Here is a 25,666-nt window from a genome sequence, read left to right as displayed (position 1 = left end):
CCGACAGGCATGGAAGACAAAATCAGAGGCATCCGTGAGGTCCAGATAACTCCTTACCCACTTCCACCATGTCCGGAAGCCTCACCGGGTGGGCGCAGTTCCCGTTTGCAGGAGGTCAATGGGCGTATCGCGGACGCGAGGAATCAGCGGGAACGTGCGGGCGCATCAGTTTTAATCGCCCAGAATGGCGCATTCGCGATGCCTTTCCGACAACTGACTAGGGAAAGCATCAATGACCTTCAACAAGATTTGCATTGTGGAAATCATCGGCGCGGCAGCTGGCTGCTCTCTTGATGGCGATCGGTGCCCGCCACTTCTTCCTCTTCTGAAAGCCCACATAATTCCACGCGACAAACCCAAAGCGGCCATCGTTGAGGCACGGGGCTAGCGCAGCAATCTCGCGAAGATGCTGGCATAGAGAACCAAGATAGAGCTTAAGGCACCCGCGGGGAAACTTGCCTGCCCTTTTACGCATGCTCTACCGCAGGCCCTTCCAAATTCTTCATTACGCTATCGACCGTGGCGCGATACGATGCAGCGTCCTCCAAGCTAACCTCCGCCCGTCCGTGAACCACGTCATTTCGGATCCGACGCAACTTCTGTATGACAGCGAAGGTGGTAAGATCTATCGCCCCCTGTTCGGCAGCTTCTTTCGCCGCTTTTTCCGGAAATGACTTCCAAGTAATTCCGCCCCTACTGCACACGAGCTTCAGCGCTTCTTCGAGCTTAAGCCAAGATGCAACGATGGATCCGGACGCGGACGTGGTAGAAAGAGCTTGCGGAATTTTACTGAGGTAACTCTCTCGAAACACATGCTGCGCCTCTACCGCCCCGTGGTTTGCAGACATTGGCCGCTCAACTTCGAGAGGAATATAGTCCGCCCTCCCTCTCTCCTGAATGGTTTCTCGGGCCTCTTCAATATCTTCCGAAACGTCCATGCGGACCTTCGCGCCAAATGCCTCCGCCGATTTGATGCGGTCGATGAATTTGCCGATAGGTACACGTTGGCAATAGGCGATTGACCCTATCGCTACCGGCCACGCAGCAGACGCAATCAACGCGGCCACGAATTGCATCCAGTCCATCAATCCCCCCTGCCGTCCCTTGCCCCTCTTACCGACCTCATCAGTGATCCCGGGGACCGCCAAGACCCAAGCGCTATTATAGGAAATCGGGCGACACCTTCATAGGCCCCCTAAGACCCTGAAGTGCTCCGAGCTAATATATCTGACCGTCGAAAGCGCTTTGCAGGTCGCGATCCCCCTGCAAAGCCCCCAAAATCACTCCCGCAACAAAGCCGCCAGGCAGGCGAAACAAGGGCCTAGCGGCGAGCCCGCAACCGAGCGCGCAAGGCGAGGCCATAGCCGATCGTCACGGCCATCCCCGCCGCCACCGCGATGCAGCCGCCGACGACCGCCACCGGTATCGGCGCGAACGCCCAGAAGCCGGCATAGATAATGCCGCTGAGCGCCATCGACCAGCCGCCGACGCGTGCCACCTGCCGCGCGCAGGCGTCAGGCAGGAAGGCCTTGGGCATGCGATTGCCATACCAGGCGATCATCAACCCGTTGGCGCCGATCACCAGCCGCGTGACCATGTCACTGTCCAGCCAGTCGAGCTTGCGTCCCTGGCTGGCAGCCAGCGCCAGCAGCAGGATGCCGCCGCCCCAGAGCAGGCCCGCCTTCAATTCCCTGTCCATCCTGCCTTCTCCCGATGCTGATCCGGCGCCTCCACGCCGATGCCGAACGACTGGGCAAAGCCCAGCAGCGCCTCTTCCAGCACCGACAGCTTGAGATGATAGATGACCGACTTGCCGGCCTTTTCCGTATGGACCAGGTCGGCCTCATTCAGCACCGCGAAATGCGCCGACATGGTCGGTTTGGAGACATCGAACTGGTCGCTCAGTTCGCCCGCGCTCATCGGTCCCTGGCGCAGCAATTGCAGCACCCGGCGACGGGTCGGATCGGACAAGGCGCGGAAGACCTGGCTCATGATGAGATAATTAGCTAAATATCGAAATGAGTCAAGCAGCCATGACGATCCCCGTGGCGCTGCCGCGCCGGCTGCGATAGGGAGCCGCCAAAGTTTCCTTCAATCCAGGCAGAGACATGGCCCGCAAATATTCCAAACATGGCCCCTATGAAGATGTGCATCGCGAGGAAGCGGAAGCGCCGCCCCCGCCGCCCTGCTGGCTATGCGGGCGTCCAACGGGCACGACCATCGTGTGGCACCATCCCGTTCCCAAGAGCCGGGGCGGCCGCGATGTTGTGCCGATGCACGGCATCTGCCAGCAGACGCTGATCGCCAATTTCACCAATTCCGAATTGCAGCGCCACGGCATGGACGTGGAGGGCCTGCTGCTCCATCCGCCGATCCGCAAGTTCGTCGATTGGGTGGCGAACAAGGATCCCGATTTCACCGCAACCATCACCAAGAAGCAGCGCTGATCACAGTCAGCGCTGCCACCTGATCGATTGACCGGTCAGAACAGACCCGGCACCTCGCGCTGGGCCGGATTGGGCCGCTGCGGCGCCAGCAATTCGCGCGGGGCGGACACCGGAGACGTCACCGCCTTGCGGCTGAGCGTCGCCACCGCGCCGCCGATCGGCGTGCAGCTGCGCCCGGCGATGAAGTCCAGCGCCTGTCGGACCGACGCTTCGCGCGGGTCGCCCAGCGGATAGCTGATATCGTCCCAGGCCTGGCAACTGGCCTTCACGCTGGTCGCCAGCCCGTCATAATAATCGGCATTGCCCGCGCTGTTCTGGGTGGCGAAGGCCACCACGCGCAACCGGTCGTCACAGGCTTCGCGATCGATCGCGATCTGCCCGACCGGCTTGCCATAGGTGTTGGCGCCGATCAGCCCGGCCTGCGGCCCCAGAAAGGGGATGAAGGCGTTGATCACCAGTTCGCTCGCCGATGCCGTCCCACCGCTGCCGATGAAGGCGATGCGCGTGGGCGCCACCGATTGCGCCAGCGGCTCGAAATTATAGGTCTCGTTCTCCGCGCTCTTTTCCGGGCGGAAGGTCATGCGGGTGAATACGTCGGTCGACGCCCGGTTCGCGCCCATCAGATCGCCCAGCACCTTGGCGGTCGAGACAAGGCCGCCGCCATTATAGCGCAGGTCGAGGATGATGTCGGTCACGCCCTGCGCCTTGAAACCAGCGAAGGCGTCGCGCAGCGGTTGCTCCGCCGACAGGATGAAGGTGCGCAGATTGACATAGCCGACGCGGCGGCCGCCATCGTCGATCACCCGCGCGCCATAGCGGTTCGATACCGGCATCAGGTCGAAGTCGCGTTTGGTCACCGATACGGTCCGCGTGCTGGTCGCGTCGGCAATGCGCAGCAGCCGGGTCGTGCCGGCACTGTCCGGCCCCATCGCATCGGCCACGGCATCGGCACCGCCCGACGCGAACAGCGACGATATGCTGCGCATGTTGGTGATGCTGGTGCCGATCTCCAATATCTCCGCGCCGCGATCGATGCCGGCGGCGAGCGCCGGGCCGTTCTCGAACGATTCGATGACGAACAGGCGGGTGCCCCCGCTGTCGGTTGCGAAGCGCAGGCCGAAGCCGGCGCTCGACCCCGACTGATAATAGGCATTCTCCGCCTTGATGGAGGTAAGATAGGTGAAATAGCGATCCCGCCGCTGCGATCGCGCCCCCTGTGTCAGCGCGTCAATATAGCTGTCGACGCTGGCATAGCCGGCCGGGCTGAGCGCGGACGGCAAGGTTTCGGGGAAAAGATACCACTCCTTGAGCGTCGCCGCCGCCCAATCCTGCCGTTCGCGCAGCGAACAGGTGGCGGTCGGCGTGGGCGTTGGCGTCGCCGTCGGCGGCGCAGTGCCCGCGCTATCGGACCCGCCACCACCACAAGCCGCCAACATCGCCAGCCCACCCGCCAGCAACGCCAGGCGCGCAACCCCATGCTTCATCACTATTCCCCCCAAAGACGGCAGACGGGATAGGCCGCGCTCCGCAGCACGGCAAGATAGCGTTGAAACAAGAGAGCTTTCCGCGCCGTCAACCAACCGCCCCGGCAACGCCTTCCGTCCCCCTGCCCTTGACTTCCCATGCCCCCATATCGATATGGCCGGAGAAAATGTAACATTATATCATTTAGGAAAAATCATGCCCCATTGCGAAGCGCCGGAACGCGATCCGGCCGGCCGCCCCCGCTCCTGGCTGGACGGCTTCGCCATCTGCGCCTCCACGCTCTGCACCGTCCATTGCCTGGGCCTGCCGCTGCTCTTCGCCTTGCTGCCGACCATCGCCGCCCGGATCGATCCGGGCGAATCCTTCCACCTGCTGATGCTCGCCATCGCCGTGCCGACCAGCCTGTTCGCGCTGTTGCAGGGCTGGCGCCGCCACCGCGCCGCGCCGCCGCTGGGCATCGGCCTGGCCGGCCTGTCCCTGATGGCCGTGGGCGCGCTGCTGGCCCGCACCCCATTGAGCGAAGCGATCTGGACCGTCGGCGGCAGTGCCCTGCTGGCCGGGGCGCATATCCTCAACTGGCGTCGGGGCCTGCGCACCGCCTGCTGACCGATACCATAGACCGCCCCGCCTTCCCGCGAGTCGTTCGCAGTTGCAGCATCATTTTCCTGCCTATAGCCTGCTTGCGTAACGAAGCACGGCCGGTATAAGAGCCGCATCGTGCAGACATAGATAACTAACGGAGAAGGACTGTCCTTTGACCGAACCGTCTGCCACGTTCCTGTTGTTCGGTGCCACCGGCGATCTTGCCCGGCGCATGATTTTCCCATCGCTCTACAATCTTCTGTCGGACGGACTGCTGCCCGACGATTTCCTGATCATCGCTTCGGCCCGCACCGAAATGGATGACGAGGCCTTTCGCGAGGAAGTCTGCGCGGCGCTCAAGCAGTTCCTGCCGGCCGACCGCTATGATGCCGACATCGCCGCGCGTTTCCGCGCGATGATCCTCTATCAGCCGGTCGATTCCAGCAACGGCGCGCATTTCGCCGAGCTGGCCGAGCGTGTCGACGGGCGCCTGGAACGCGGCATTTCCGTCTATCTCTCCACCCCGCCCTCGCTGTTCGGCCCGACCGCCCAGGGGCTGGCCGACGCCGGACTGCTGACGCCCAGGACGCGGATCGCGATGGAAAAGCCGATCGGCAAGGATCTCGCCTCCTCCAAGGTCGTGAACGACAGCATCGGCCACCTGTTCGCTGAAGAGCAGATTTTCCGCGTCGACCATTATCTGGGCAAGGAAACCGTTCAGAACCTGCTGGCGCTCCGCTTCGGCAATGTCATGTTCGAACCGCTGTGGAACGCCACCGCGATCGACCATGTCCAGATCACCGTCGCCGAAACCGTGGGCCTCGAAGGCCGCGTCTCCTATTATGACGGCGTCGGCGCGCTGCGCGACATGGTGCAGAACCATATCCTCCAGATCCTTTCCATCCTGACGATGGAGCCACCCGCGCGGATGGACCCCACGGCCGTGCGCGACGAGAAGGTGAAGGCGCTGCGTTCGCTGCGTCCGATGACCGCGGAAACGGTCAAGACCCACAGCGTGCGCGGCCAATATACGCCCGGCGCCGTCGGCGGCCAGATCGTCACCGGCTATGCCGATGAACTGGGCCAGCCGTCCGACACCGAAACCTTCGTCGCGCTGAAGGCGCATATCGACAATTGGCGCTGGCAGGGCGTCCCCTTTTACCTGCGCACCGGCAAGCGGCTGCCCGCGCGCCAGTCGGAAATCATGATCCAGTTCAAGCCGGTGCGCCATTCGATCTTCGGCCGTGACGGGCATGGGTCCGGGCTGGAACCGAACACGCTGGTGATCCGCCTGCAGCCGGAAGAATATATCCGCCTGACCATCATGTCGAAGCGGCCGGGACTGGAGCGGCAGGTGCAGTTGGAGGAAGTGACGCTCGACGTGTCGCTAACCGCCGCCTTTGCCGGCCAGCGTCGCCGCATCGCCTATGAACGACTGATCCTGGACCTGCTCGCCGGCGACCAGACCCTGTTCGTCCGCCGCGACGAAGTGGAAGCCCAATGGGCCTGGATCGATTCCATCATCGACGGGTGGAAGGAGGCGCACATGAAGGTGTCGACCTATTCCTCCGGGAACTGGGGGCCGTCCTCGGCCATTGCCCTAATCGAACGCGACGGAGCCAGCTGGCATGACTGATCTTCACCCCGTGATCGCCAAGGTCACAGAACGCATCACCGAACGCAGTGCGGCGACGCGCCTCAAATATCTCGACCTGATCGAGCGGGGTCGTGACGCCGGCACCAACCGCGCCCAGCTGTCCTGCGGCAACCTCGCCCATGGCTTTGCCGCCAGCGGCGAGGACAAGGCTGTCATTCGCACCGGCCGGGCGATGAACATCGGCATCATCACCGCCTATAATGACATGCTCTCGGCCCATCAGCCCTATGGCCGCTACCCCGAGCAGATCAAGATCGCCGCGCGCGAGATCGGCGCCACGGCGCAGGTGGCGGGCGGCGTGCCCGCCATGTGCGACGGCGTGACCCAGGGTCAGGCCGGCATGGACCTCTCCCTGTTCAGCCGCGATACCATCGCCCTGTCGACCGCCGTGTCGCTCAGCCACGCGATGTTCGAGGGCAATCTGATGCTCGGCATTTGCGACAAGATCGTGCCCGGCCTGCTGATCGGCGCACTGCGTTTCGGTCATCTGCCGACCATCCTGATCCCCGCCGGGCCGATGCCCTCGGGCCTCGCCAACAAGGAAAAGGTCCGCATCCGCCAGCTCTATGCCGAGGGCAAGGTGGGCCGCGAGGAACTGCTGGAAAGCGAAAGCGCCTCCTATCATGGCGCGGGCACCTGCACCTTCTATGGCACCGCCAATAGCAACCAGATGATGATGGAAGTGATGGGCCTGCACATGCCCGGCGCCGCCTTCGTCAATCCGGGCACCAAGCTGCGCAGCGAGCTGACCCGCGCGGCCACCCATCGCATCGCCGACATCGGCTGGGACGGCAACGACTATCGCCCGCTCGGTCACTGCATCGATGAAAAGGCGATCGTCAACGCGATCATCGGCCTGATGGCCACCGGCGGTTCGACCAACCATGCGATCCACCTGCCCGCAATCGCGCGCGCGGCCGGCATCCATATCGACTGGACCGACTTTGCCGAACTGTCGGACGTGGTGCCGCTGCTGGCGCGCGTCTATCCCAATGGATCGGGCGACGTGAACCATTTCCACGCGGCGGGCGGCATGGCCGTCATCATCCGCGAACTGCTCGACGCCGGCCTGCTCCACCGCGACATCATGACCGTCGCGCGCCAGGATTTGACCGATTATGGCAAGGAACCGGTGCTGCAGGATGACGCGCTGGTCTGGCAGGACGTCCCCGCCAGCCGCGACGAGGCGATGCTGCGCCCGGCCTCCAACCCGTTCCAGGCCGATGGCGGCATGAAGCTGCTCCAGGGCAATCTTGGCCGCTGCGTGATGAAGGTCAGCGCGGTCGACAAGGAACGCTGGACGATCGAGGCGCCGGCCGCGATCTTCCACGATCAGGACGATGTGCTGCGGGCCTTCAAGGCGGGCGAACTGGAACGCGACGTCGTCGTCGTCGTCCGCTTCCAGGGGCCGCGCGCCAACGGCATGCCCGAACTGCACAAGCTGACCCCGGCGCTGGGCGTGCTGCAGGATCGCGGCTTCAAGGTCGCGCTGCTGACCGACGGCCGCATGTCGGGCGCATCGGGCAAGGTGCCCGCCGCCATCCATCTGTCGCCCGAGACGCTGGGTGGTGGCCCGATCGGCAAGCTGCGCGATGGCGATCTCGTCCGCGTCTGCGCGGAAAGCGGCCAGGTCGAGGCGCTGGTCGATGCCGCCACCTGGGACGCGCGCGACATTCCCGCCGCCCCGCCCCCGCCCTATGACACCGGCCGCGAACTGTTCGCGCTGTTCCGCCACAATAGCGACCTTGCCGAACAGGGCGCTTCCCCGATCCTCGCCGCGATGGACGCCGAACTCGCGATATAAGCACAGCCATTCGTGCCGGCGCACTCGGATGCGCTGGCGCGAATGTCCGGAGAGAGAGACAAATGACCGACATCATCGCCGCTGACATTGGCGGCACCAATGCGCGCTTCACCCGCGCCTCGCTGGACGACAAGGGCGTGCCGACACTCGGCACCGTCCGCAAATACAAGGTCGCCGACTATCCCAGCCTCCAGGCCTGCTGGGGCGCGTTCGTCGAAGACGAAAGCAAGGACAGCGACAGCCCGCTGCCCGACGCCGCGTCGATTGCCTTCGCCACCGCCATCGGCCGCGAGGTCATCAAGCTGACCAATAGCAACTGGGTCATCCGCGCCGACACGCTGGCGGAGGATCTGGGCCTGCGCACCGTGCGCCTGGTCAATGATTTCGAGGCGGTCGCCCATGCCGTCTCGCGCCTGCCCGACGAAAATCTGCCCCTGCTTTTCGGCGAGGACCGCCCCTTCCCGCGCGACGGCGGCGTCACCGTGGTCGGTCCCGGCACCGGCCTTGGCGTCGCGATGATCGCCTATGACGATGGCCATCCCCATGTCATCGCAACCGAGGGCGGCCATCTCGACTTCGCCCCGCTCGACCAGATCGAGGTGAAGATCCTCGACTATCTGCGCGACAAGTTCCTGCGCGTCTCGACCGAGCGGATCGTGTCGGGTCCGGGCCTCAACTATATCTACAAGGCGCTCGCCACCATCGGCCATGACCGGGTCATGCTGATGGAAGACCCCGAATTGTGGCAGGCCGCGCTCGACGGCAGCGACGAGTTCGCCCGCCGCGCGCTCGACCGCTTCTGCCTCTGCTACGGCTCGGTCGCAGGCGATCTGGCACTGGCGCATGGCCCCCATGCGGTGGTACTGGCCGGCGGCCTCACCCAGCGGATGAAGGATTTTCTCGAACAGAGCGGCTTCCACGCCCGCTTCAAGGCCAAGGGCCGGTTCGAGAGCCTGATGGCGACCGTGCCGATCCGCTGCGCGATCCATGAAGAAATCGGCCTGTTCGGCGCTGCCGCGGCCTTTAGGGAGAAGAATGCATGAGCTTGACCGTCGAACAGGTGATGGAACTGGCCCCGGTTATCCCGGTGCTGGTGGTCGATCGGGTCGAGGATGCGCTCCCCATTGCCCAGGCGCTGGTGAAGGGCGGCCTGCCCGCGCTTGAAGTCACGCTGCGCACCCCCGCCGCGCTCGACGTCATCCGCGAGATGGCAAAGGTCGAGGGCGCGGTCGTCGGCGCCGGCACGGTGCTGAACCCGGCCCAGCTCGACGCCGCGATGGAAGCGGGCGCCCGCTTCATCGTCAGCCCCGGCCTCACCGAACCGCTGGGCAAGGCCGCGATCGCCGCCAACATCCCGTTCCTGCCCGGCACCGCCACGGCGGGTGACATCATGCGCGGCATGGACATGGGCCTGTCCCACTTCAAATTCTTCCCGGCGGAAACCTCGGGTGGTCTTCCGGCGCTCAAGGCGCTGACCGCGCCGCTGCACACCGCCCGCTTCTGCCCGACCGGCGGCATCACCGCCCAGAGCGCGCCCGAATGGCTGGCCCAGCCCTTCATCAAATGCGTCGGCGGCAGCTGGGTCGTGCCCAAGGGGCCGATCGATCCCGCAGTGATCGAGGCACTGGCGCGCGAAGCCGCTGCCCTGCCGCGCTAAATCTATCGCGCGGGACCGGACAAACCCCCATTGCACGCCTTCCGGTCCCGCCCTAGATGCAGATCATGATCACGCGCCGCTTCCTTCCCACCATCGCCCTGATCCTGTCGGGCTGCGCCGGCGCGCATGAAAGCCATCCTTCGCTTGCCAAGCGCCCGGTCGAAAGCGCACCGATGGCCGAGGCGCCGGCCGCCCCGCTGCCCGTGCCGGCCGACGACAAGCTCAAGGCCCAGATCAGCCAGCTCACAAGCCAGGCGCAGAGCGGCGGCGCCAATTTCGACAAGGCCTATGCCAGCGCCGACCGCGCCGTGAACAGCGCCGGCCGCGCATCGGTATCGAGCGACGCCTGGGTCGCGGCGCAGGTCGCGATCAGCGCCGCCGAATCCGCCCGCAACGACAGCGTGTCCGCGCTTGCCAGCCTCGACACCCTGTTCATCGAACGGTCTAACGCGGTCGCCGATGGATCGGAAAAGGGCGGCGTCGCGGATATCGACGCGGCACGCGCCAGCGTCCTGTCGATGGTCGACAGCCAGAATGACCGCATCGACGCGCTGAAGAACCGCCTGCCCCAGCCCTGACCGGAGCATTGGGCATTAGCCCATCTGTCAGCCCGCCAGCCCCGGCAGGCAGGATTTCGCCGACACCGTCGTCGGTAGCGGCACGAGCTGGCTGATCGGCGAGCTGAACGGCTTGTTGATCTCGACCATGCTGGCCTGGCCGACACCGCGACACGCCACATTGGCCTGAATGCTGACATTGGCTGCGGCAATGACGATGCCGTTCGCCTTGGCCCGCGCCACGGCATAGCTGATCTGCTGCTGCGTGGTGCCGCACGCGCTGTCATTGACCATATGGCAACGTGCCGTGCTGTAGGCGGCCTCGCGCAGCGCCTGCTTGGTCCAGGCCAGCCGTCCCAGTTCGATCACGCCGAACAGGCAGGCGAAGAAGACCGGCGCCAGCAGCGCAAATTCGATCGCGACCGCGCCCGTCTGGTTCGATCGGATAGGGTTCAGCCATCGGGTCATTGCAGGCGCACCGTCGTCTTCTGGGTGATGACCGCCTTTTCCGCGAGCGAGGCCGGGACGAATTGCGGGTTGAACTTGTAGCTCGCGACGATGTCGAGATAATAGCCCGACCGGCTGTTCGCGCTCGCGCCGCTGCCACAGCTCTGGCCGCAACTGTTGGTCGGAATGAAGCTGCCCGTCTGGCTGAGGCAGGCGCAGACGCGGGAACTGTTCGTGCAATTGCCGGTCCCGCCATTGCAGCCGACGGTGACGTTGATCGGGCTTTGGCCCGGCGCCGCTGCCATTGCCTGTACATAGGCGGGAATGGACTGGAACTGCACTGCATCGCGCGTCTTGAAGGCCGACAGCGATGCGCCGCTCACCGCCTCGGCCAGTCGCCCGCGCTGGATGGTGAACTGGGCGATGTCGATCGCGACCAGGCTGATCGTGAAGAACAGGGTCAGCCACAGCGCGAACTCGACGGTCGCCACGCCCCGTTCCGAACGGCGCAGTTTCCGCAAGCCGCCGATCATGCCACCAACTCCACATCTGCGCCGCTACCGCCGACCAGATCGCTGATCGACTTGCAGGCGGTGCCGGCATTGGCGCCGCCGCTTGCCGTCACGCGATAGGCGATCAGGGTGAAGCATTGGCCCGCCGACAGGCTGTTGTTGCCGCCCGACATGGTCACGGCCGAATTGGGCAGATGGACGACCCCGGAAAAGATATTCTGCGATCCTGCGCCCCAGTTGGTCGCCTGCGATGTCAGGCTGTCGACCAATATGTCGGCGATGGCGGCCCCTTCGACGGTGCTGGTAGGGGCGATCAGCTTGGTCTTGGCGCCACCGGCCAGGTTGATCGTCCCGCCCAGGATGAAACTTACATTGACGCCGGCCATGTCATAGCCGGACACCGACACGCCCTCCAGCGTCTGGCCCCAGCTCTGGTTGGTGATCGGCGAGGTATAGGGCCAGGTCGTGCCGCCGGTACCGTTGGTCAGGCCGCCGCTCACCGTGTAGCGCCCGGCGCCGAACAGCACTGATCCGGCGATCGACAGATTGCCGTTGATCAGGTGATTGGCGGTCTTGCCGAAGACCAGGCGGCTGCCGCCGGCGGTCGTTATATTGCCATTGGCGCTGAACAGCCCATCCCCCATGAAGAAGCGGCCGCTGCCGCTCAGCGTGATGGCGTCGCCGCCGGCATTGGCCAGCGTGTAGTTGCCGGTGCCCGCGATCAGGGTGGAATCCCCATCGATCCTGATCTGGCCGGCGACGTCCAGATCGCCATCGCCCAGCGTCATCCAGCTGCCGCCGCCGACGCTGATCCCCTTGAAGCCATGACTGCCCGCACCCACCGCCAGGGACGTGCCGCCCGACAGCGTGATGTTGGCAGCGATCGAGACAGGGCCGGTGCCGATCCGGTTGGTGCCCGCAAAGCTGACCGTGCCGGCGCCGATCGACACTTCGCCATTGCCGAAGGTGACGCCGCTCGATCCACTGTTGAAGCCGCCATTGATCCGCCAGACATTGTCACCGAAATTGACAGTCGAACCGCCACCGATCGACACGCCATTGGCGACGGTGATGGTGGAGCCGGCCTGGAAGGTGACAGTGATGCCACCGTCGATCGTGATCCGCGACAGGCAGTAATTGCCGGCCGGCACGGTGAATTTGGCGCTGTTGCCCTGACGGAAGGGGGCAGCACCGGCCGAGGGCGAATTGCCGAAAGTCCATATGTCGGCGCAGGCCGGTGTCACCGGATTGGCGATGGTCCGCGGCGTGCGGAAGGTGCCGAGCAATTGCCGCGCGGTAGCGAGATCCATCGAATTGGCGAGCGGGTCGCTGATCGCGGTCGACTGGTTGATCCGCTTGTCAGCCGCCGGGACATTGCCGTTCCAGCTGGGATTGGAAAAGCTGCCGGCATAGCGGAGCAGATCGGCCGACAAGGTGCCATAATTGTTGATGATGTCGGCCGCGCCCGAGACGATTTCCTTGGCCGTGATGCCCGACCCGCCATTGTTGACTGATCCGGCGCCGACCACCGAACAGTCGGTCGCGTTGATCGTCGCGCCGCCCTGCGTCTCGACCGCACTGCCCGACGAGGCGAGGCCCAGGATGCAGGGCGTAGCCGACGCGCTGCTGGCCAGGCGCGCCATCGCGCTGACCTTCACCGGCATGGTCGCCGCAGCGCCCAATATGCGACTGAGGCTGAGCGGCAGCGGCGTCGTCAGTTCGACACGCACCGCCTTGGCCCCGGCTTCTGGCGTGTCGGCCAGCAGCGCCACGTCGATCGTCGCATCGGTGATGCCATGGGCGGTGACCAGATCGACCGCGGTGGGGCGCAATATCGCCTGCGATCCGTCTGCCTTATAGGCGACGGCTGCGGCCAGCGCCGCCATGTCCGCCACGCGCTGGGTCGCGATCCGCCGCTCATAGCCGCGATTGAGATCGACAGCGAGACCCGCCATGCCGATGACGCCGATCAGCGACAGGGCAGCGACGACACTGACACTACCGTCATGCCTCAGAAATAAATTGCGGAATTTCATGGATAATCCCGAATGAAATGTCGGGACTGCCATTCCGCGCAAAAACTTGATTAATTGCTAATTCACGCAATTTTCGCAAAATAATGTCGGACAATTGGTTGACGACGACGGATCGCCAGAAACCGGAAATGCGCCGGTTTTCAGCCCATCTGGCGCACCGCGCCCTTATGCGCCTTGCCATTATGGACATAATGGTCGACGCCCTCGCGCATGGTGATGATCGCCTCGTCGGTCAGGTCGCGCATATATTTGGCCGGACGCCCGGCCCAGAGCTGCCGATGCAGCACCGTCTTGCCGGGCGACAGCAGCGCGCCGGCCGCCAGCATCGCGTCGCTCTCCACCGTGCAGCCGCTCATCACGATCGCGCCCAGCCCCACGAACGCGCGGTCCTCCAGCACGCAGCCATGGACCATCGCCATATGGCCGATCAGCACATCCTCGCCGATGATGGTGGGATAGCCCTCCGCCGGATAGCCCGGACGGCCGTCGCCGGGGCTATCGCAATGGACAACCGTGCCGTCCTGGATATTGGTGCGCGCGCCGATGCGGATATGGTTCACATCGCCCCGGATCACGCAATTATACCAGATGCTGGCATCCGCGCCGATCTCGACATCGCCGATGATCCGGCATCCCGGCGCGATGAAGGCGCTGGGGTGGATCAGCGGCGTCTTGCCGTTCAGCGGGATGATCGAAACATCGGGATGATCAATCATCTGCGCCTCAACCGTTCAGCAGTCGCGCTGCATGCAGCGCATGATAGGTCAGCACGCCCGAACAGCCGGCCCGCTTGAACGCCATCAGCGTTTCCAGGATCAGCGCATCGCGGTCCCCCGAGCCGGCGGCGGCGCCATGTTCGATCATCGCATATTCGCCCGACACCTGATAGGCGAAGACCGGGACGGAGAAACGATCGCGCACCCGCGCGACGATATCCAGATAAGGCAGCCCCGGCTTCACCATCACGCTGTCCGCGCCCTCGGCCAGGTCGAGCGCGACCTCGCGCAGCGCTTCCTCGCCATTGGCCGGGTCCATCTGATAATTTTTCTTGTCGCCCTTCAGCAGCCCGCGCGACCCCACCGCGTCGCGGAACGGACCATAGAAGGCACTGGCATATTTGGCGGCATAGGCCATGATCTGGACATTGGCATGGCCGGTTTCCTCCAGCGCCTCGCGGATCGCGCCGATCCGGCCGTCCATCATGTCGCTGGGCGCGATGATGTCGGCGCCTGCCGCCGCCTGGTTGAGCGACTGGCCGATCAACATGTCGATCGTCGCGTCATTGATCACATAGCCGGTCTCGTCGAGCAGCCCGTCCTGGCCATGGGCGGTATAGGGATCGAGCGCCACGTCCGTCAGCACGCCGATATCGGGCACCGCATCCTTGATCGCGCGGATCGCCCGACACATCAGGTTATCCGGGTTCAGCGCCTCGGCGCCATCGTCGCTGCGGCGGTCGGCCTGGGTATTGGGGAACAGCGCCAGACAGGGAATGCCGGCGTCGCGCGCTTCCTTGGCCCGCGCCCCCATCAGGTCGACCGACCAGCGCGACACGCCGGGCAGCGCCGCGATTGGCTCCTCGACGCCGTCCCCTTCGGTCACGAAAAGGGGCCAGATGAAATCGCTGGGCGACAGGCGGTTTTCGGCATGCATCGCCCGGCTCCAGGCGGTGGCACGGGTGCGGCGCATGCGCAGCGCCGGATAGGAGGCAATAGTCATGCCGCGGGTGTAGGCCGCGACCGGAAGGGGATCAAGCCGGACCGATTGTCCTGCCCCTGGGGCGATGGGTGGAAACAAGGCATTCCTCCCCGGACCGGGGAGGGGGACCATTTGCGCAGCAAATGGTGGAGGGGCACAGGCCCAATAGCGCAGCGTTAATAGGCACCTTCCCCTCCGTCAGGCGCTACGCGCCTGCCACCTCCCCAAGACAAGCTTGGGGAGGAGTTGGAAACGTCTGCTTCTGGTCGTCAGCGGCTGTTCCGATTTAGTAACCGATCAAGCAGACTGCGCTTGCGGATGGTCTCGCCAGACCACCAGATAGGCGTTTTATGATCCCGATCGAGAAAACCTTGGACCTTAATAAAGATCGGGCCACCTCGCTGCCGCTTCCAATCGGCTTCCCATGTTACGGCCATATAACGGCCTTCAGCTTCCGGCCTGACGTCGGTCCTTCCAACCGGAATGCGATCCGCTAAATCGACCCAAGCGAAATCAGCGACTTCGTAGAGAACATCACTCACCATGAGTTCGAGTTCTTCACGTTCGGAATCGGTGGGGGCATCCATGATGGCAGCTTACTCCAGTCACACTATGTCGGCTATCTGAGAGCGGCCGCTGTCCGATTTATGGATATTTCTGGTCGCTACCCGACCTACCGCGCCTCAGCGTCCGTCATCATCCGCGCCAGCGCTGCCACCGATAACCGTTCGGGTATAATCGATGCGGATGCGGACCCAGGCGCCGACCTGGGGCTTGCCATCGACGCGGGGCGGCCGCACCAGGAATTGCCAGGCGGCCAGGCGCACGGCGCGGCCAAAGCCCGATCCGGTCGGATATTCGCTGATCATCTGGCAATTTTCGACATGATAATGGTCGATCGTCTTGCACGCCACCAGGCCATAGCCCTGCGCCGGCGCATTGGCGGGCAGATAGCTCGACAACTCGGCATGGGTCGGCCGGCGATACCATTCCGCCTCGAACAATTGCACACCGCCCGGCCCCTCGCCCGGCCCCACGATCGCCTTGGCATTGCCGGTGCCGCTGTCGCCGACGCCCGCCGTCTTCTTTTCCATCTTGCCGATGTCCGCCGCGGCCATCTGGCGGCTGTCGAGAGTGATGAAGGGGAAAGGCGATGGCGGCTGTACCGTCGGCGTCTCGACCGGCCGGGGCGGCGTCACCACCGGCTCGCTCTTCTGCTTGGGCGCGGCGGTATCCCGCTCGCGCTTTTCCGCCTTCTGCGCCTTGGACTTTTCCTTGTTCGCCTGCTTGGCCGGCTCGATATCGAAGCTCACCGGATTGCGATCCTCGACCTTCTTGGGGTCGATATGCGGCGCCATCGTCAGCAGCGCCAGCAGCAGGATCGCGTTCAGCACCAGCGCGAATGCCAGGCCGCCGGCCCGCTGCCGCAACTTGTCCCAGGGAATATGCGAAATTATCAAGCGTGCCGACCGGTCTCTATGCGTTGCGCGTCATGCCCAGACGGCACCGCACAGTCAACGCCGTGGCGGCTGACAAATCGGTAATATGGTGGGATTGGCCGCCCGACGCCCTATCCGTCAGCAGACATCCTCTTCGCGCACCACCGGCCGGCTCTCACGCGTGGCGCGCATCCGGCTGGCCTTGTCGTCGACATCGGAGGTCAGCACGACATGGTCGTCATGCACTTCCAGCAGCACCCCGGCAAAGGGAAAGCCCTCCAGACTGCCGGTGACGCGATAGCTGACCGAATCGCCGACCTTGAAGCTGGCCGGGTCCATGTTGAAGCTGAAGGGGCAACTGCCCTCGCCCATGTCCTGCATGTCACTCTCCTCTTTGACGCCGATCCTATCGCGGCCTGCGCGTCCCGATCAAGCATCGCCACATCCATTCTTCAGGGCTTTTGCAGCCATCGCCGCCCCGCTAAAGGCGGGGCCATGGATATCTGCCTTGCCGCCCCCGCCGACCTGCCCCTGCTCCACCGCGTGATCGAGCGCGCCTATCGCGGCGACGAGGCGCGGGCCGGCTGGACATTCGAGTCCGACCTGCTGACCGGAGCCCGCACCGATATCGAGGAATTGCAGGCCATTCTCGCCAGCCCGACCGACCGGCTGCTGGTCGCAATCGACGACAAGGGCATGCCGATCGGCTGCGTCCAGATCACGAAGCGCGAGGAAGATGTCGCCTATCTCGGCCTGCTCTGCATCGATCCCCCGCTTCAGGCCGCCGGGCTTGGCCGCCGCATGATCGCCGCCGCGGAGGATCAGGCCGCCCGCGATTTCGGCGCGACCATGATCGAGATGACAGTGATCGACCGGCGGCCCGAGCTGATCGCCTATTATCAGCGGCGTGGCTATATGCTGACCGACGAGAAGCGCCCCTTCCCCATCCCGCTCGATCCGCCGCTGGAAATGGTCGTCCTGGCAAAAGCGCTGGCGGCACCCGTTCAACTCAGCTAGGCCCGCTCGCGATGCTCACCAAGCTCTATCAGTGGATGCTGGCCAAGGCCGCTCACCCGCACGCCGAACGTTGGCTTTTTGCCTTCAGTTTCATGGAATCCAGCTTCTTTCCGATCCCGCCGCATCCGCTGCTGGGTCTGATGTGCCTGGCGCGGCCGGAAAAGGCGATCCGCTATGGCCTCATCTGCACCATCGCATCGGTGCTGGGCGGCCTGCTCGGCTATGGCATCGGCCACTTCCTCTATCAGGCGGTCGGCGCACAGATCCTGCATCTCCTTGGCCTGTCGGCGAAATTCCCGGTCGCGGCATGTTACCTGCGCGACTATGGCGCGGAGATCATCCTGATCAAGGGCGCGACCCCGATCCCGTTCAAGCTGATCACCATCACCGCCGGCTTCATCGGCCTGTCGCTCTTCACCTTCCTGTGGGCCAGCATCCTGTCCCGCGCCTTCCAGTTCATGATCGTCGGCTTCCTGTTCTGGAAATTCGGCCGCCCGATCAAGGCGTTCATCGAGAAATATCTAGCACCGCTGTCGGCGCTGTTCCTGGTGCTGGTGGTCGGCGGTTTCGTCGCGGCATCGATGCTGTCGGGCGGCGGGCAGAAGAGCGATCGCTGCTCCAATGCCACCATGGCCACCATCTCCTGATCCGCCGCAAATGAACGCCCTGCTCGCGCGCCATCCCCGGCTTGCTGCCCTGCTCGCCGGTTTCGTCTCGGCGACCGGTTTCGAGCCGCTGAAACTCTGGCCGGTCACCATCGCCTGCTTCGCGCTGCTGATCCTGCTGATCGAGCGCGCGCCCGATCGCCGCGCAGCTTTCCTGCGCGGCTGGCTGTTCGGGGTCGGCCACTTCACCCTGGGCCTTAACTGGATCGCCCACGCCTTCACCTATCAGGACGCAATGCCGCACTGGTTCGGCTATGGCGCGGTGGTCCTGCTCTCGCTCTATCTCGCCGTCTATCCCGGTCTCGCGACCTTGGGCGCCTGGTGGGCCGGGCGCCGCTTCGCCTTCACCGGCCCGGCCTTCCTGCTGCTGTTCGCCGGCTGCTGGATCGCCAGCGAATATGCGCGCGCCACCGTCTTCACCGGCTTTGCCTGGAACCCGCTGGGTGTCACCCTGCTGCCGACCGGCGCCGCGATCGCCGCGACCTTGATCGGCACCTATGGCCTGGGCGCGCTGGTGCTGCTTGCCGCCGGCGCCTGCCTGCTCGCCGCGCGCCGCCAATATCGCCCCGCCGCCGCCATCGCCGTGCCGCTCGTCGCTCTCGCGCTCTGGGGCCAGTTCTCGCCCGCGCCGACGACGCCAGCCGGCGCCCCACTGATCCGCGTGGTCCAGCCCAATATCGGCCAGGACGAGAAATATTCGGCCGAGCTGGAACAGGCGCATTTCCGCACCCTAGCGACCCTGTCGGGCAAGCCCCGCCCCGCCCCGCGCCTGATCTTCTGGCCCGAAGCGGCGATCCCCGCCTATCTCGACATGGAACCCGAATGGCGCTGGCGCCTGGCGGACCTGATGGGGCCGGGCGACCTGCTGATGACCGGCGCGACCAAGGTCTATTTCAAGGACAAGGGGCCTTATGGCACGACCGAACTGGCCGGCGCCAACAACAGCCTGTTCGTCGTCACGCCCGATGCCCAGCTTGCCGCCCGCTATGACAAGGCGCACCTCGTCCCTTATGGCGAATATCTGCCGATGCGCAGCATCCTCCAGCCGATCGGCCTGTCGCGGCTGGTGCCGGGCGACGTCGATTTCTGGCCAGGCCCAGGCCCGCAGAGCCTGACCCTGCCCGCCACCCTTGGCCGTCCCGCGCTCAAGATGGGCGTGCAGATCTGTTACGAGATCATCTTTTCAGGCCAGGTGGTCGACCGCGCCCATCGCCCGGACTTCCTGTTCAACCCGTCCAACGATGCCTGGTTCGGCAGCTGGGGGCCGGTCCAGCATCTGGCCCAGGCCCGTCTGCGCGCGCTGGAGGAAGGGCTGCCGATCATCCGCGCCACGCCCACCGGCGTGTCCGCCATCGTCGATGCGCGCGGCCATGTGCTGCATTCACTGTCCAGCCATCGCGCCGGCTATCTCGACAGCCGCCTGCCGCCGCCGCTGCCTGCCACCCTGTTCGCGCGGCTGGGCAGCTGGGCGCCCTTCGCCTTCCTCCTGATCCTGCTCGGGACGGCCCTTGCCTTGCGCAGAGGCAAAAGCTAATAGCCACATAAAGTTTTCTTTATGTTCATTCGTCCGCAAGCACCTTACGGGAGTCTCATGCGTAACCAATTCCTCTTCACCTCGGAATCCGTTTCCGAAGGCCACCCCGACAAGGTCGCGGACCAGATTTCCGACTCGATCGTTGACCTGTTCCTGTCCAAGGATCCCGAAGCGCGCATCGCGTGCGAAACCCTGACCACGACCCAGCTCGTCGTCCTGGCCGGCGAAATCCGCTGCAAGGGCGTCTATGAAAATGGCGAATGGGCACCGGGCGCCAAGGAAGAAATCGAAGCGACCGTCCGCGCCACCGTGAAGCGCATCGGTTATGAGCAGGACGGCTTCCACTGGGAGACCTTCCGCTTCGAAAACAATCTGCACGGCCAGTCGGCTCACATCGCGCAGGGCGTCGATGAAAGCGGCAACAAGGACGAAGGCGCCGGCGACCAGGGCATCATGTTCGGCTATGCGTCGGATGAAACCCCCGACCTCATGCCCGCCACCCTCTATTATTCGCACAAGATCCTGGAACGCATGGCGGCCGACCGTCATGGCAAGGTCGTTCCCTTCCTGGAACCCGATGCCAAGAGCCAGGTGACGCTTGAATATATCGACGAAAAGCCGGTCCGCGCGACCGCGCTGGTCGTGTCGACCCAGCATGCCGCCGGCATGGACAATGACGACAGCCGCGCCGAGCTGCGCGCTTACGTCAAGGGCGTGATGGCCGATGTGCTGCCCGAAGGCTGGCTGCCCGGCGACGAAGCCATCTACGTCAATCCGACCGGCCTGTTCGAAATCGGCGGCCCTGACGGCGACGCCGGCCTCACCGGCCGCAAGATCATCGTCGACACCTATGGCGGCGCTTCGCCCCATGGCGGCGGCGCGTTCAGCGGCAAGGATCCGACCAAGGTCGACCGTTCGGCGGCCTACATCACCCGCTACCTCGCGAAGAACATCGTTGCCGCCGGCCTCGCTCGTCGCTGCACGATCCAGCTCAGCTACGCCATCGGCGTTGCCGAACCGCTCTCGCTCTATGTCGACCTGCACGGCACTGGCACCGTCGAAGCCTCGGCGATCGAAGCCGTGCTGCCGACCCTGGTGCGCCTGACGCCCAAGGGCATCCGCACCCATCTCGGCCTCAACAAGCCGATCTACCAGAAGACCGCCGCCTATGGCCATTTCGGCCGCACGCCCGACGGCGACTATTTCCCCTGGGAAAAGACCGATCTGGTTGACGCGCTCAAGGCGAAGCTCGCCTGAGGCCTGCGGTCTGACGACCAATAGCAAGGGGCGCGGATAGCTATGCTTTCCGCGCCCTTTTCGCATGTCCGTCACAAGTTGTTACCGGCCTGTCGAAATAAGGCGATTTTCCATCGCATTGTCATGACTCGGGGTTATGATGCAGTGCGGTCAGGAATGGGGGTCCGCCGCGACGTCTGAACGCGTTTCGGAAGGCCAGCCATGCCCAGGACGACCAGCGAACCCACAACATCCACCGCTTCCATCCCGCTTTGGCCGCCGCTCGACTGGTTCGGTCAGGCATTCGACTATGGCGTCGACGCGCTGCAACGCGCCGTCCTGTTCGCCGACGTCAAGCGCCAGCGCGGCGACCAGTATAAGGCGCATCTGGCCGAACGCGTGCCCCATGTGCTGAATTTCGATGGCGAGATCATCCTGTCCGGCGCCGATCTACCCCGGCCGGTCAATTATGGTCTGGTCCGCATCACCCCGCCGGAGGGCCTGCCGGTCGACCCCGCCAAGCGCCCGGTCATCGTCGTCGATCCGCGCGCCGGCCATGGCCCCGGCATTGGCGGCTTCAAGCCCGACAGCGAGATTGGCGCCGCCCTGCGCGAAGGCCATCCCTGTTATTTCATCGGCTTCACTCCCAATCCGGTCGCGGGGCAGACGGTGGAGGATGTGATGCGGGCGGAGGCCGCCTTCGTCGCCCATGTCGGCGAACTCCACCCCTCCGCCGATGGCAAGCCGGTGGTGATCGGCAATTGCCAGGCCGGCTGGCAGATATTGATGACCGCTGCGGTCTGGCCCGACCTGTTCGGCCCGATCATCATCGCCGGCGCCCCGCTCTCCTATTGGGCGGGCGACAATGTCATGCGCTATGGCGGCGGCCTGATGGGCGGCAGTTGGGCGACGGCGATGACCGGCGACATGGGCGCCGGCCGCTTCGACGGCGCCTGGCTGGTGCAGAATTTCGAAAATCTCGATCCCGCCAACACGCTCTGGAAAAAGGATTATACCCTCTATTCCCGGGTCGATACCGAAGCTCCCCGCTATCTCGGCTTCGAGAAATATTGGGGTGGCTATGTCTATCTCAACGATGTCGAGATGCAGTATATCGTCGACAATCTCTTCATCGGCAACCGGCTCGCCACCGCCCAGTTGCTGACATCGGACGGCATCCGCATCGACCTGCGCAACATCCGCTCGCCGATCCTGGTCTTCTGCTCGCATGGCGACAATATCACCCCGCCACCGCAGGCCCTGGGCTGGATCACCGATCTCTACCGCAACGATGCCGAAATCGTCAGCCATGACCAGACGATCATCTATGCCACCCATGACAGTATCGGCCATCTCGGCATCTTCGTCTCGGCCAGCGTCGGGCGCAAGGAGCATCGCGAATTCGTCAGCGCCATCGACCTGATCGACGTGCTGCCCGCCGGCCTCTATCAGGCGACGGTGCAACAGGATCCCGACGGTGCCCTGCCCGGCGCGGTCGATGATGACGGCCAATATCTCGCGATCCAGCGGCGCGGCATCGCCGATGTCCAGGCAATAGTGCAGCAGGATTTCGACAGCGAACGGCGCTTCGTTGCCGCCCGGCGTGCGTCGGAAGCCAATCTGGAACTGTATCGCCGCTTCGCCCAGCCGATGATGCAGGCGATGGCCAGCCCGCAACTGGCCGAATGGCTGGCGCAATGGCACCCGATGCGCCTGTCCTACAGCTGGTCGAGCGACCATCCCATGGCGCAACTGATCGAGGGCTGGGCCGGTGTCGTGCGCGACAATCGGCGCCCGGTCGCCCCGGACAATGGCTTCCTGGCCGGCCAGACCATGGTGTCGAACATGATGGTCGGCGCGCTCGACGCCTATCGGGATGCCCGCGACAAGCTCCAGGCACTCAGCTTCGATACGATCTATGGCGCGCCGCTGGTTCAGGCCGCCATGGGCGTCGCCCCGCAGGATGGCCGCCCGCCCCGCCATCACCCCGGCGACACGCCGGAACATCGCACCTTCGTTGCCGAGGAAATGGCCCATCTCAGCGCCGAACTGCACGAAGGCGGCCTGCTGGAGGCGCAGTTGCGGGCGATCTTCCATGTGCTGCGCACACGCGAACAGACCGACGCCCGCCGGTTCGAGGAGGCACGCCGGCTGCATATCGACATGCTCCCCGCGGGCATGACGCTGCCGCTGTTCCGGGCGCTGGTGCGCGAGCAGGCCAAGCTGCTGCGCCATGATCCCGATGGCGCGATTGCCGGCATTCCCGAACTGCTCGCCCGCGTCGATCCCGATGCGGTCCGCGCCGGCGGGCAAAAGCTTGCCGCCCTGTTCGACCGGGACGAAGGGCTGACGCAGGAGGAGGCTGCCCGGCTGGGTGCCATGCTCGACCTGTTCAATGCTGCGGCCGATACCGACCGTGGCTAAGCCATCCTGTCCGGAACATGACGAAAAGTTCATTGGCCTGCGCCCGCGGAACCGCGCATAGAGAGGGCGTCGGGCTCGCACCCCTGTCGAGCCCGACACCCTCCACCCAGGGCAATGCCATGACCCGTCCTCTTGCTACCGCCTTCATCAGCCTTGCTTTTCTGGCTGGCAGTGCCGCTCCTGCACTGGCAGCTCCCTGCAAGGATGCGAAGGGCAAGTTCGTCAAATGTCCGCCAAAGGCGGCCCCGAAAATGGGCCCCTGCAAGGACGCCAAGGGTCGCTTCGCCAAGTGCAAGTGACCTGACGAACTGGACAGACCGGTCGGGCCTTGCCTCCCGGCCAGCCTTCGGGTCGCACCACGGCTAGCCAGCTTCAAGGGCCATCCTGCCGCTCTCCCCTGTTCGGCATCCCATGGCCCTTGTGCTCTGCCCCCTTCCCGCTACCTTGCCTGCATGCATAGCGGGAGGGGGCAGATATTCATGTGGATGCGGATAGTTGGCGGCTTTGCGATGGCAACAGCCCTGCCCCTTGCCCCGTCCGTGCAGGCCCAGCCGAGCCCCATCGCCGTAAAGACCGACAAAAACTGGACGCACAAGCCGTCCGGTATTGCCTTCCCGTCGAAGATTGACGGTTTTGCTCGCAGTGCGGTCGAGGATCTGAGCAACGGCGCGCTCCTCGATACATCGATCGCCTATGACGATCCGATCAGTCGCACCCATGTGAATGTCTATGTCTATCATGCCGCCATGCCGGCCACCGCCATCTGGTTCGATGTCGCGGCCACCATGATCGCGACCAATGACAAGTTCGGGCGCCCCGCAGCCCTGGGCGATCCTGTGGCTTTTGCCCTTCCGGGCAGTTCAGTGCCAGCCGGCCTGCGCCAGAGCTTCGCCATCAGCCAGGTCGGCCGCAGCAGCGGCGTTGCCGTCATCGCGCTGGGAGAATGGGTGGTAAAGCTGCGCGTCACTTCGCCGGTCCATGACGCTTCCCAGCTCGACACCCTGATGGACCGAATGATCGCGCAGCTCGGCTGGCCCCGTGCCCTCCCGCCACTCGCGACGGCCGTTCCGCTCAAGCCCTGCGCCCAACCGCTTGTCTTCGGCGCGCCTGCGGACAAGGTGACAAAGGACAGCGCGTCCGTCATTGCCGGCGCGATGATGGGCAATATCGACCGCAGCGTCAGGGAAAAGACGGCGAAGAATGGAGAAGCCCCGGCCGCACCGGCCTATTGCGTCCACCCCGATCGGATACAGGGCCGCCTCCCCATCTATCAGGGCGAGGCGAATGAGGGCAGCTATGCCATCCCGCTCGGCGACTCGGGCACCATGCTGGTCATCGCCCGAGACACGCTGACCGCCTTGCTCGGCGGCAAGGATGAAAGCAGCGCGCCCTGGACGGTCACCGTCCGCAAGCTTGACCAATGGCTGCAATATCCCAGCTACGCCAGCGCGCCACCCCCAGCCCAGGCGATCGAGATCGTCCAGTCGGAAAAGCCGCTGTCGACCACCAGCGTCTATGGCAAGCAAAGCCAGATCAGCCTGTCTCCGGACGCCGTCGCCAACTGATAGGGCGCACGCCGCTTGCTCCCTCGGCCCGCCCCCGCTATCGGCCCACCCCATGACCGCGCATAAATCGGGCGACCCGACCACCCTCAACCGCCTTTATGGCCGCCAGTCCGGGCCCAAGCTTCGCAAGGGCCAGCAGGAACTGGTCGACACGCTGCTGCCCGCCGTATCGGTGCCGGCCGAAGGCGACGTCACCGCTGCCGACCTGTTCGGCTATGACCGCCCGCTCCATTTCGAGATCGGCTTCGGCGGCGGCGAGCATATGGCCTATCGCGCCGACATGCTGCCCGACCACGGCTTCATCGGCTGCGAGCCGTTCCTGAACGGCGTGGTCCAGGCGCTCGGCCATATCCGCGACGGCGCGCTCGGCAACGTCCGGCTGCACATGGGTGACGCGCTCGATGTACTGTCGCGCATCCCCGACGGATCGCTCAGCTTCGTCTATCTGCTCCATCCCGATCCCTGGCCCAAGGCCCGCCATGCCAAGCGCCGGATGATGAACCCCGGCCCGGTCGAGATGATCGCCAGGAAGCTCAAGCCCGGCGGCGAGTTCCGCTTCGGCACCGATCATCCGGTCTATCTGCGCTGGGCGCTGATGGTCATGAACGGCCATCCCGAATTCGACTGGCTGGCGAGCGATCCCAAGGATTTCCTGACCCGTCCGGGCGGCTGGCCCGAAACCCGCTATGAGGCCAAGGCCCGGCGCCTGGGCCATGAGGTCTGGTATTTCCGGTACCGGCGCATCTAGTGGTCCGATTCCGACATTCGATACCGTTTGCGGCGATGTCGCGCTCGAATGTCAGAATCTTTTCGGACCGCTAGAATTTTTGATTCTCGCGGATTTTACGATTTTGACATTTGCAGACCCATCCCCGCCGACGGGGGATGCACATGTCAAAATCAA

Annotated in this window: 27 protein-coding genes; 15 read left to right on the top strand and 12 right to left on the bottom strand. The window is 64.7% G+C overall.

Annotation, left to right across the window (positions count from 1 at the left end):
• Positions 1-232: 232 nt before the first annotated feature.
• Positions 233-388 carry a hypothetical protein gene (locus HH800_RS05195; RefSeq protein WP_169860384.1) on the top strand — a complete coding sequence of 52 codons (156 nt, stop codon included), beginning with the start codon at positions 233-235 and terminating at the stop codon, positions 386-388.
• Positions 389-467: 79 nt separating this feature from the next.
• On the opposite strand, the gene HH800_RS05190 is transcribed toward HH800_RS05195, so the two are convergent.
• The 3 genes from HH800_RS05190 to HH800_RS05180 form a co-directional block, all read right to left on the bottom strand.
• The gene (locus HH800_RS05190; protein WP_169860383.1) at positions 468-1,085 is read right to left on the bottom strand and encodes a hypothetical protein; all 618 of its coding nucleotides are present in this window, start codon (positions 1,083-1,085) and stop codon (positions 468-470) included.
• Between the two features lie 236 nt (positions 1,086-1,321).
• Positions 1,322-1,699, bottom strand: coding sequence for an ammonium transporter (locus HH800_RS05185; RefSeq protein WP_235654697.1), 378 nt, complete (start codon positions 1,697-1,699; stop codon positions 1,322-1,324).
• Positions 1,684-1,992, bottom strand: a complete 309-nt coding sequence (locus HH800_RS05180; protein ID WP_169860382.1) for an autorepressor SdpR family transcription factor — start codon at positions 1,990-1,992, stop codon at positions 1,684-1,686. The genes HH800_RS05185 and HH800_RS05180 overlap by 16 nt, the downstream gene beginning before the upstream one ends.
• A 116-nt stretch (positions 1,993-2,108) precedes the next feature.
• On the opposite strand from HH800_RS05180, the gene HH800_RS05175 reads away from it, so the two are divergent.
• A complete protein-coding gene (locus tag HH800_RS05175; RefSeq protein WP_017503721.1) occupies positions 2,109-2,447 on the top strand; it encodes a hypothetical protein in 339 nt (112 codons plus the stop codon).
• 35 nt (positions 2,448-2,482) lie between these two features.
• Here HH800_RS05175 and HH800_RS05170 read toward each other — a convergent pair whose 3' ends face one another.
• Entirely contained in the window at positions 2,483-3,931 is a 1,449-nt protein-coding gene (locus HH800_RS05170) for a S41 family peptidase (RefSeq protein WP_097382709.1), read from the bottom strand.
• A 196-nt stretch (positions 3,932-4,127) separates the two neighbouring features.
• Between HH800_RS05170 and HH800_RS05165 the strand changes: the two genes are divergently transcribed.
• The 6 genes from HH800_RS05165 (at position 4,128) to HH800_RS05140 (ending at position 10,210) form a co-directional block, all read left to right on the top strand.
• A complete protein-coding gene (locus HH800_RS05165; protein ID WP_169860381.1) occupies positions 4,128-4,538 on the top strand; it encodes a MerC domain-containing protein in 411 nt (136 codons plus the stop codon).
• Positions 4,539-4,686: 148 nt separating this feature from the next.
• Positions 4,687-6,150 (top strand): glucose-6-phosphate dehydrogenase, encoded by a 1,464-nt coding sequence (zwf, locus tag HH800_RS05160; RefSeq protein WP_125987056.1) that lies wholly within the window; start codon positions 4,687-4,689, stop codon positions 6,148-6,150.
• Entirely contained in the window at positions 6,143-7,975 is a 1,833-nt protein-coding gene (gene edd / locus HH800_RS05155) for a phosphogluconate dehydratase (protein ID WP_169860380.1), read from the top strand. Before zwf ends, edd begins: the two co-directional genes overlap by 8 nt.
• 62 nt (positions 7,976-8,037) lie before the next feature.
• On the top strand, positions 8,038-9,018 hold the full coding sequence (glk, locus tag HH800_RS05150) for a glucokinase (protein WP_048937033.1): 981 nt from the start codon (positions 8,038-8,040) through the stop codon (positions 9,016-9,018).
• On the top strand, positions 9,015-9,632 hold the full coding sequence (gene eda, locus HH800_RS05145; RefSeq protein ID WP_169860379.1) for a bifunctional 4-hydroxy-2-oxoglutarate aldolase/2-dehydro-3-deoxy-phosphogluconate aldolase: 618 nt from the start codon (positions 9,015-9,017) through the stop codon (positions 9,630-9,632). Before glk ends, eda begins: the two co-directional genes overlap by 4 nt.
• A gap of 56 nt (positions 9,633-9,688) precedes the next feature.
• Positions 9,689-10,210, top strand: coding sequence for a hypothetical protein (locus HH800_RS05140; protein WP_169860378.1), 522 nt, complete (start codon positions 9,689-9,691; stop codon positions 10,208-10,210).
• A 27-nt stretch (positions 10,211-10,237) separates the two neighbouring features.
• On the opposite strand, the gene HH800_RS05135 is transcribed toward HH800_RS05140, so the two are convergent.
• From HH800_RS05135 to HH800_RS05100, 8 genes are all read right to left on the bottom strand, one after another.
• Positions 10,238-10,657 carry a TadE/TadG family type IV pilus assembly protein gene (locus HH800_RS05135; protein WP_125987048.1) on the bottom strand — a complete coding sequence of 140 codons (420 nt, stop codon included), beginning with the start codon at positions 10,655-10,657 and terminating at the stop codon, positions 10,238-10,240.
• Complete coding sequence (locus HH800_RS05130) at positions 10,654-11,169, bottom strand: TadE/TadG family type IV pilus assembly protein (RefSeq protein WP_037518960.1); 516 nt, start codon at positions 11,167-11,169, stop codon at positions 10,654-10,656. The genes HH800_RS05135 and HH800_RS05130 overlap by 4 nt, the downstream gene beginning before the upstream one ends.
• On the bottom strand, positions 11,166-13,184 hold the full coding sequence (locus HH800_RS05125; RefSeq protein ID WP_169860377.1) for a pilus assembly protein TadG-related protein: 2,019 nt from the start codon (positions 13,182-13,184) through the stop codon (positions 11,166-11,168). The genes HH800_RS05130 and HH800_RS05125 overlap by 4 nt, the downstream gene beginning before the upstream one ends.
• A 140-nt stretch (positions 13,185-13,324) precedes the next feature.
• Positions 13,325-13,900 carry a gamma carbonic anhydrase family protein gene (locus HH800_RS05120; RefSeq protein WP_169860376.1) on the bottom strand — a complete coding sequence of 192 codons (576 nt, stop codon included), beginning with the start codon at positions 13,898-13,900 and terminating at the stop codon, positions 13,325-13,327.
• A gap of 7 nt (positions 13,901-13,907) precedes the next feature.
• Positions 13,908-14,903 (bottom strand): porphobilinogen synthase, encoded by a 996-nt coding sequence (hemB, locus tag HH800_RS05115; protein WP_169860375.1) that lies wholly within the window; start codon positions 14,901-14,903, stop codon positions 13,908-13,910.
• 248 nt (positions 14,904-15,151) lie between these two features.
• Positions 15,152-15,469 (bottom strand): hypothetical protein, encoded by a 318-nt coding sequence (locus HH800_RS05110; protein ID WP_150131181.1) that lies wholly within the window; start codon positions 15,467-15,469, stop codon positions 15,152-15,154.
• 96 nt (positions 15,470-15,565) lie between these two features.
• The gene (locus HH800_RS05105) at positions 15,566-16,342 is read right to left on the bottom strand and encodes a hypothetical protein (RefSeq protein WP_037507858.1); all 777 of its coding nucleotides are present in this window, start codon (positions 16,340-16,342) and stop codon (positions 15,566-15,568) included.
• Between the two features lie 117 nt (positions 16,343-16,459).
• Positions 16,460-16,702, bottom strand: a complete 243-nt coding sequence (locus tag HH800_RS05100; RefSeq protein ID WP_004212020.1) for a hypothetical protein — start codon at positions 16,700-16,702, stop codon at positions 16,460-16,462.
• 114 nt (positions 16,703-16,816) lie between these two features.
• Here HH800_RS05100 and HH800_RS05095 point away from each other — a divergent pair, with 114 nt between their 5' ends.
• The 7 genes from HH800_RS05095 to trmB all read left to right on the top strand — a co-directional run bounded on the left by HH800_RS05095 (position 16,817) and on the right by trmB (position 25,510).
• A complete protein-coding gene (locus HH800_RS05095; RefSeq protein WP_169860374.1) occupies positions 16,817-17,338 on the top strand; it encodes a GNAT family N-acetyltransferase in 522 nt (173 codons plus the stop codon).
• A gap of 11 nt (positions 17,339-17,349) precedes the next feature.
• The gene (locus HH800_RS05090) at positions 17,350-17,985 is read left to right on the top strand and encodes a YqaA family protein (protein WP_048937039.1); all 636 of its coding nucleotides are present in this window, start codon (positions 17,350-17,352) and stop codon (positions 17,983-17,985) included.
• A gap of 10 nt (positions 17,986-17,995) precedes the next feature.
• Positions 17,996-19,537, top strand: coding sequence for an apolipoprotein N-acyltransferase (lnt, locus tag HH800_RS05085; protein ID WP_169860373.1), 1,542 nt, complete (start codon positions 17,996-17,998; stop codon positions 19,535-19,537).
• Positions 19,538-19,594: 57 nt separating this feature from the next.
• Complete coding sequence (gene metK / locus HH800_RS05080; protein ID WP_004212015.1) at positions 19,595-20,794, top strand: methionine adenosyltransferase; 1,200 nt, start codon at positions 19,595-19,597, stop codon at positions 20,792-20,794.
• Positions 20,795-20,995: 201 nt separating this feature from the next.
• Complete coding sequence (locus HH800_RS05075; RefSeq protein WP_169860372.1) at positions 20,996-23,197, top strand: DUF3141 domain-containing protein; 2,202 nt, start codon at positions 20,996-20,998, stop codon at positions 23,195-23,197.
• 479 nt (positions 23,198-23,676) lie between these two features.
• The gene (locus tag HH800_RS05070) at positions 23,677-24,762 is read left to right on the top strand and encodes a hypothetical protein (protein ID WP_235682027.1); all 1,086 of its coding nucleotides are present in this window, start codon (positions 23,677-23,679) and stop codon (positions 24,760-24,762) included.
• 52 nt (positions 24,763-24,814) lie between these two features.
• Complete coding sequence (trmB, locus tag HH800_RS05065; protein ID WP_169860371.1) at positions 24,815-25,510, top strand: tRNA (guanine(46)-N(7))-methyltransferase TrmB; 696 nt, start codon at positions 24,815-24,817, stop codon at positions 25,508-25,510.
• Positions 25,511-25,666 lie beyond the last annotated feature (156 nt).

Origin of the sequence: Sphingobium yanoikuyae (assembly GCF_013001025.1) — a bacterium.
In the GTDB taxonomy this organism is placed as follows: domain Bacteria; phylum Pseudomonadota; class Alphaproteobacteria; order Sphingomonadales; family Sphingomonadaceae; genus Sphingobium; species Sphingobium yanoikuyae_A.
The sequence above is the reverse complement of the archived record's forward strand: the minus strand, read 5'-3'. Positions and strand labels throughout refer to the sequence as shown.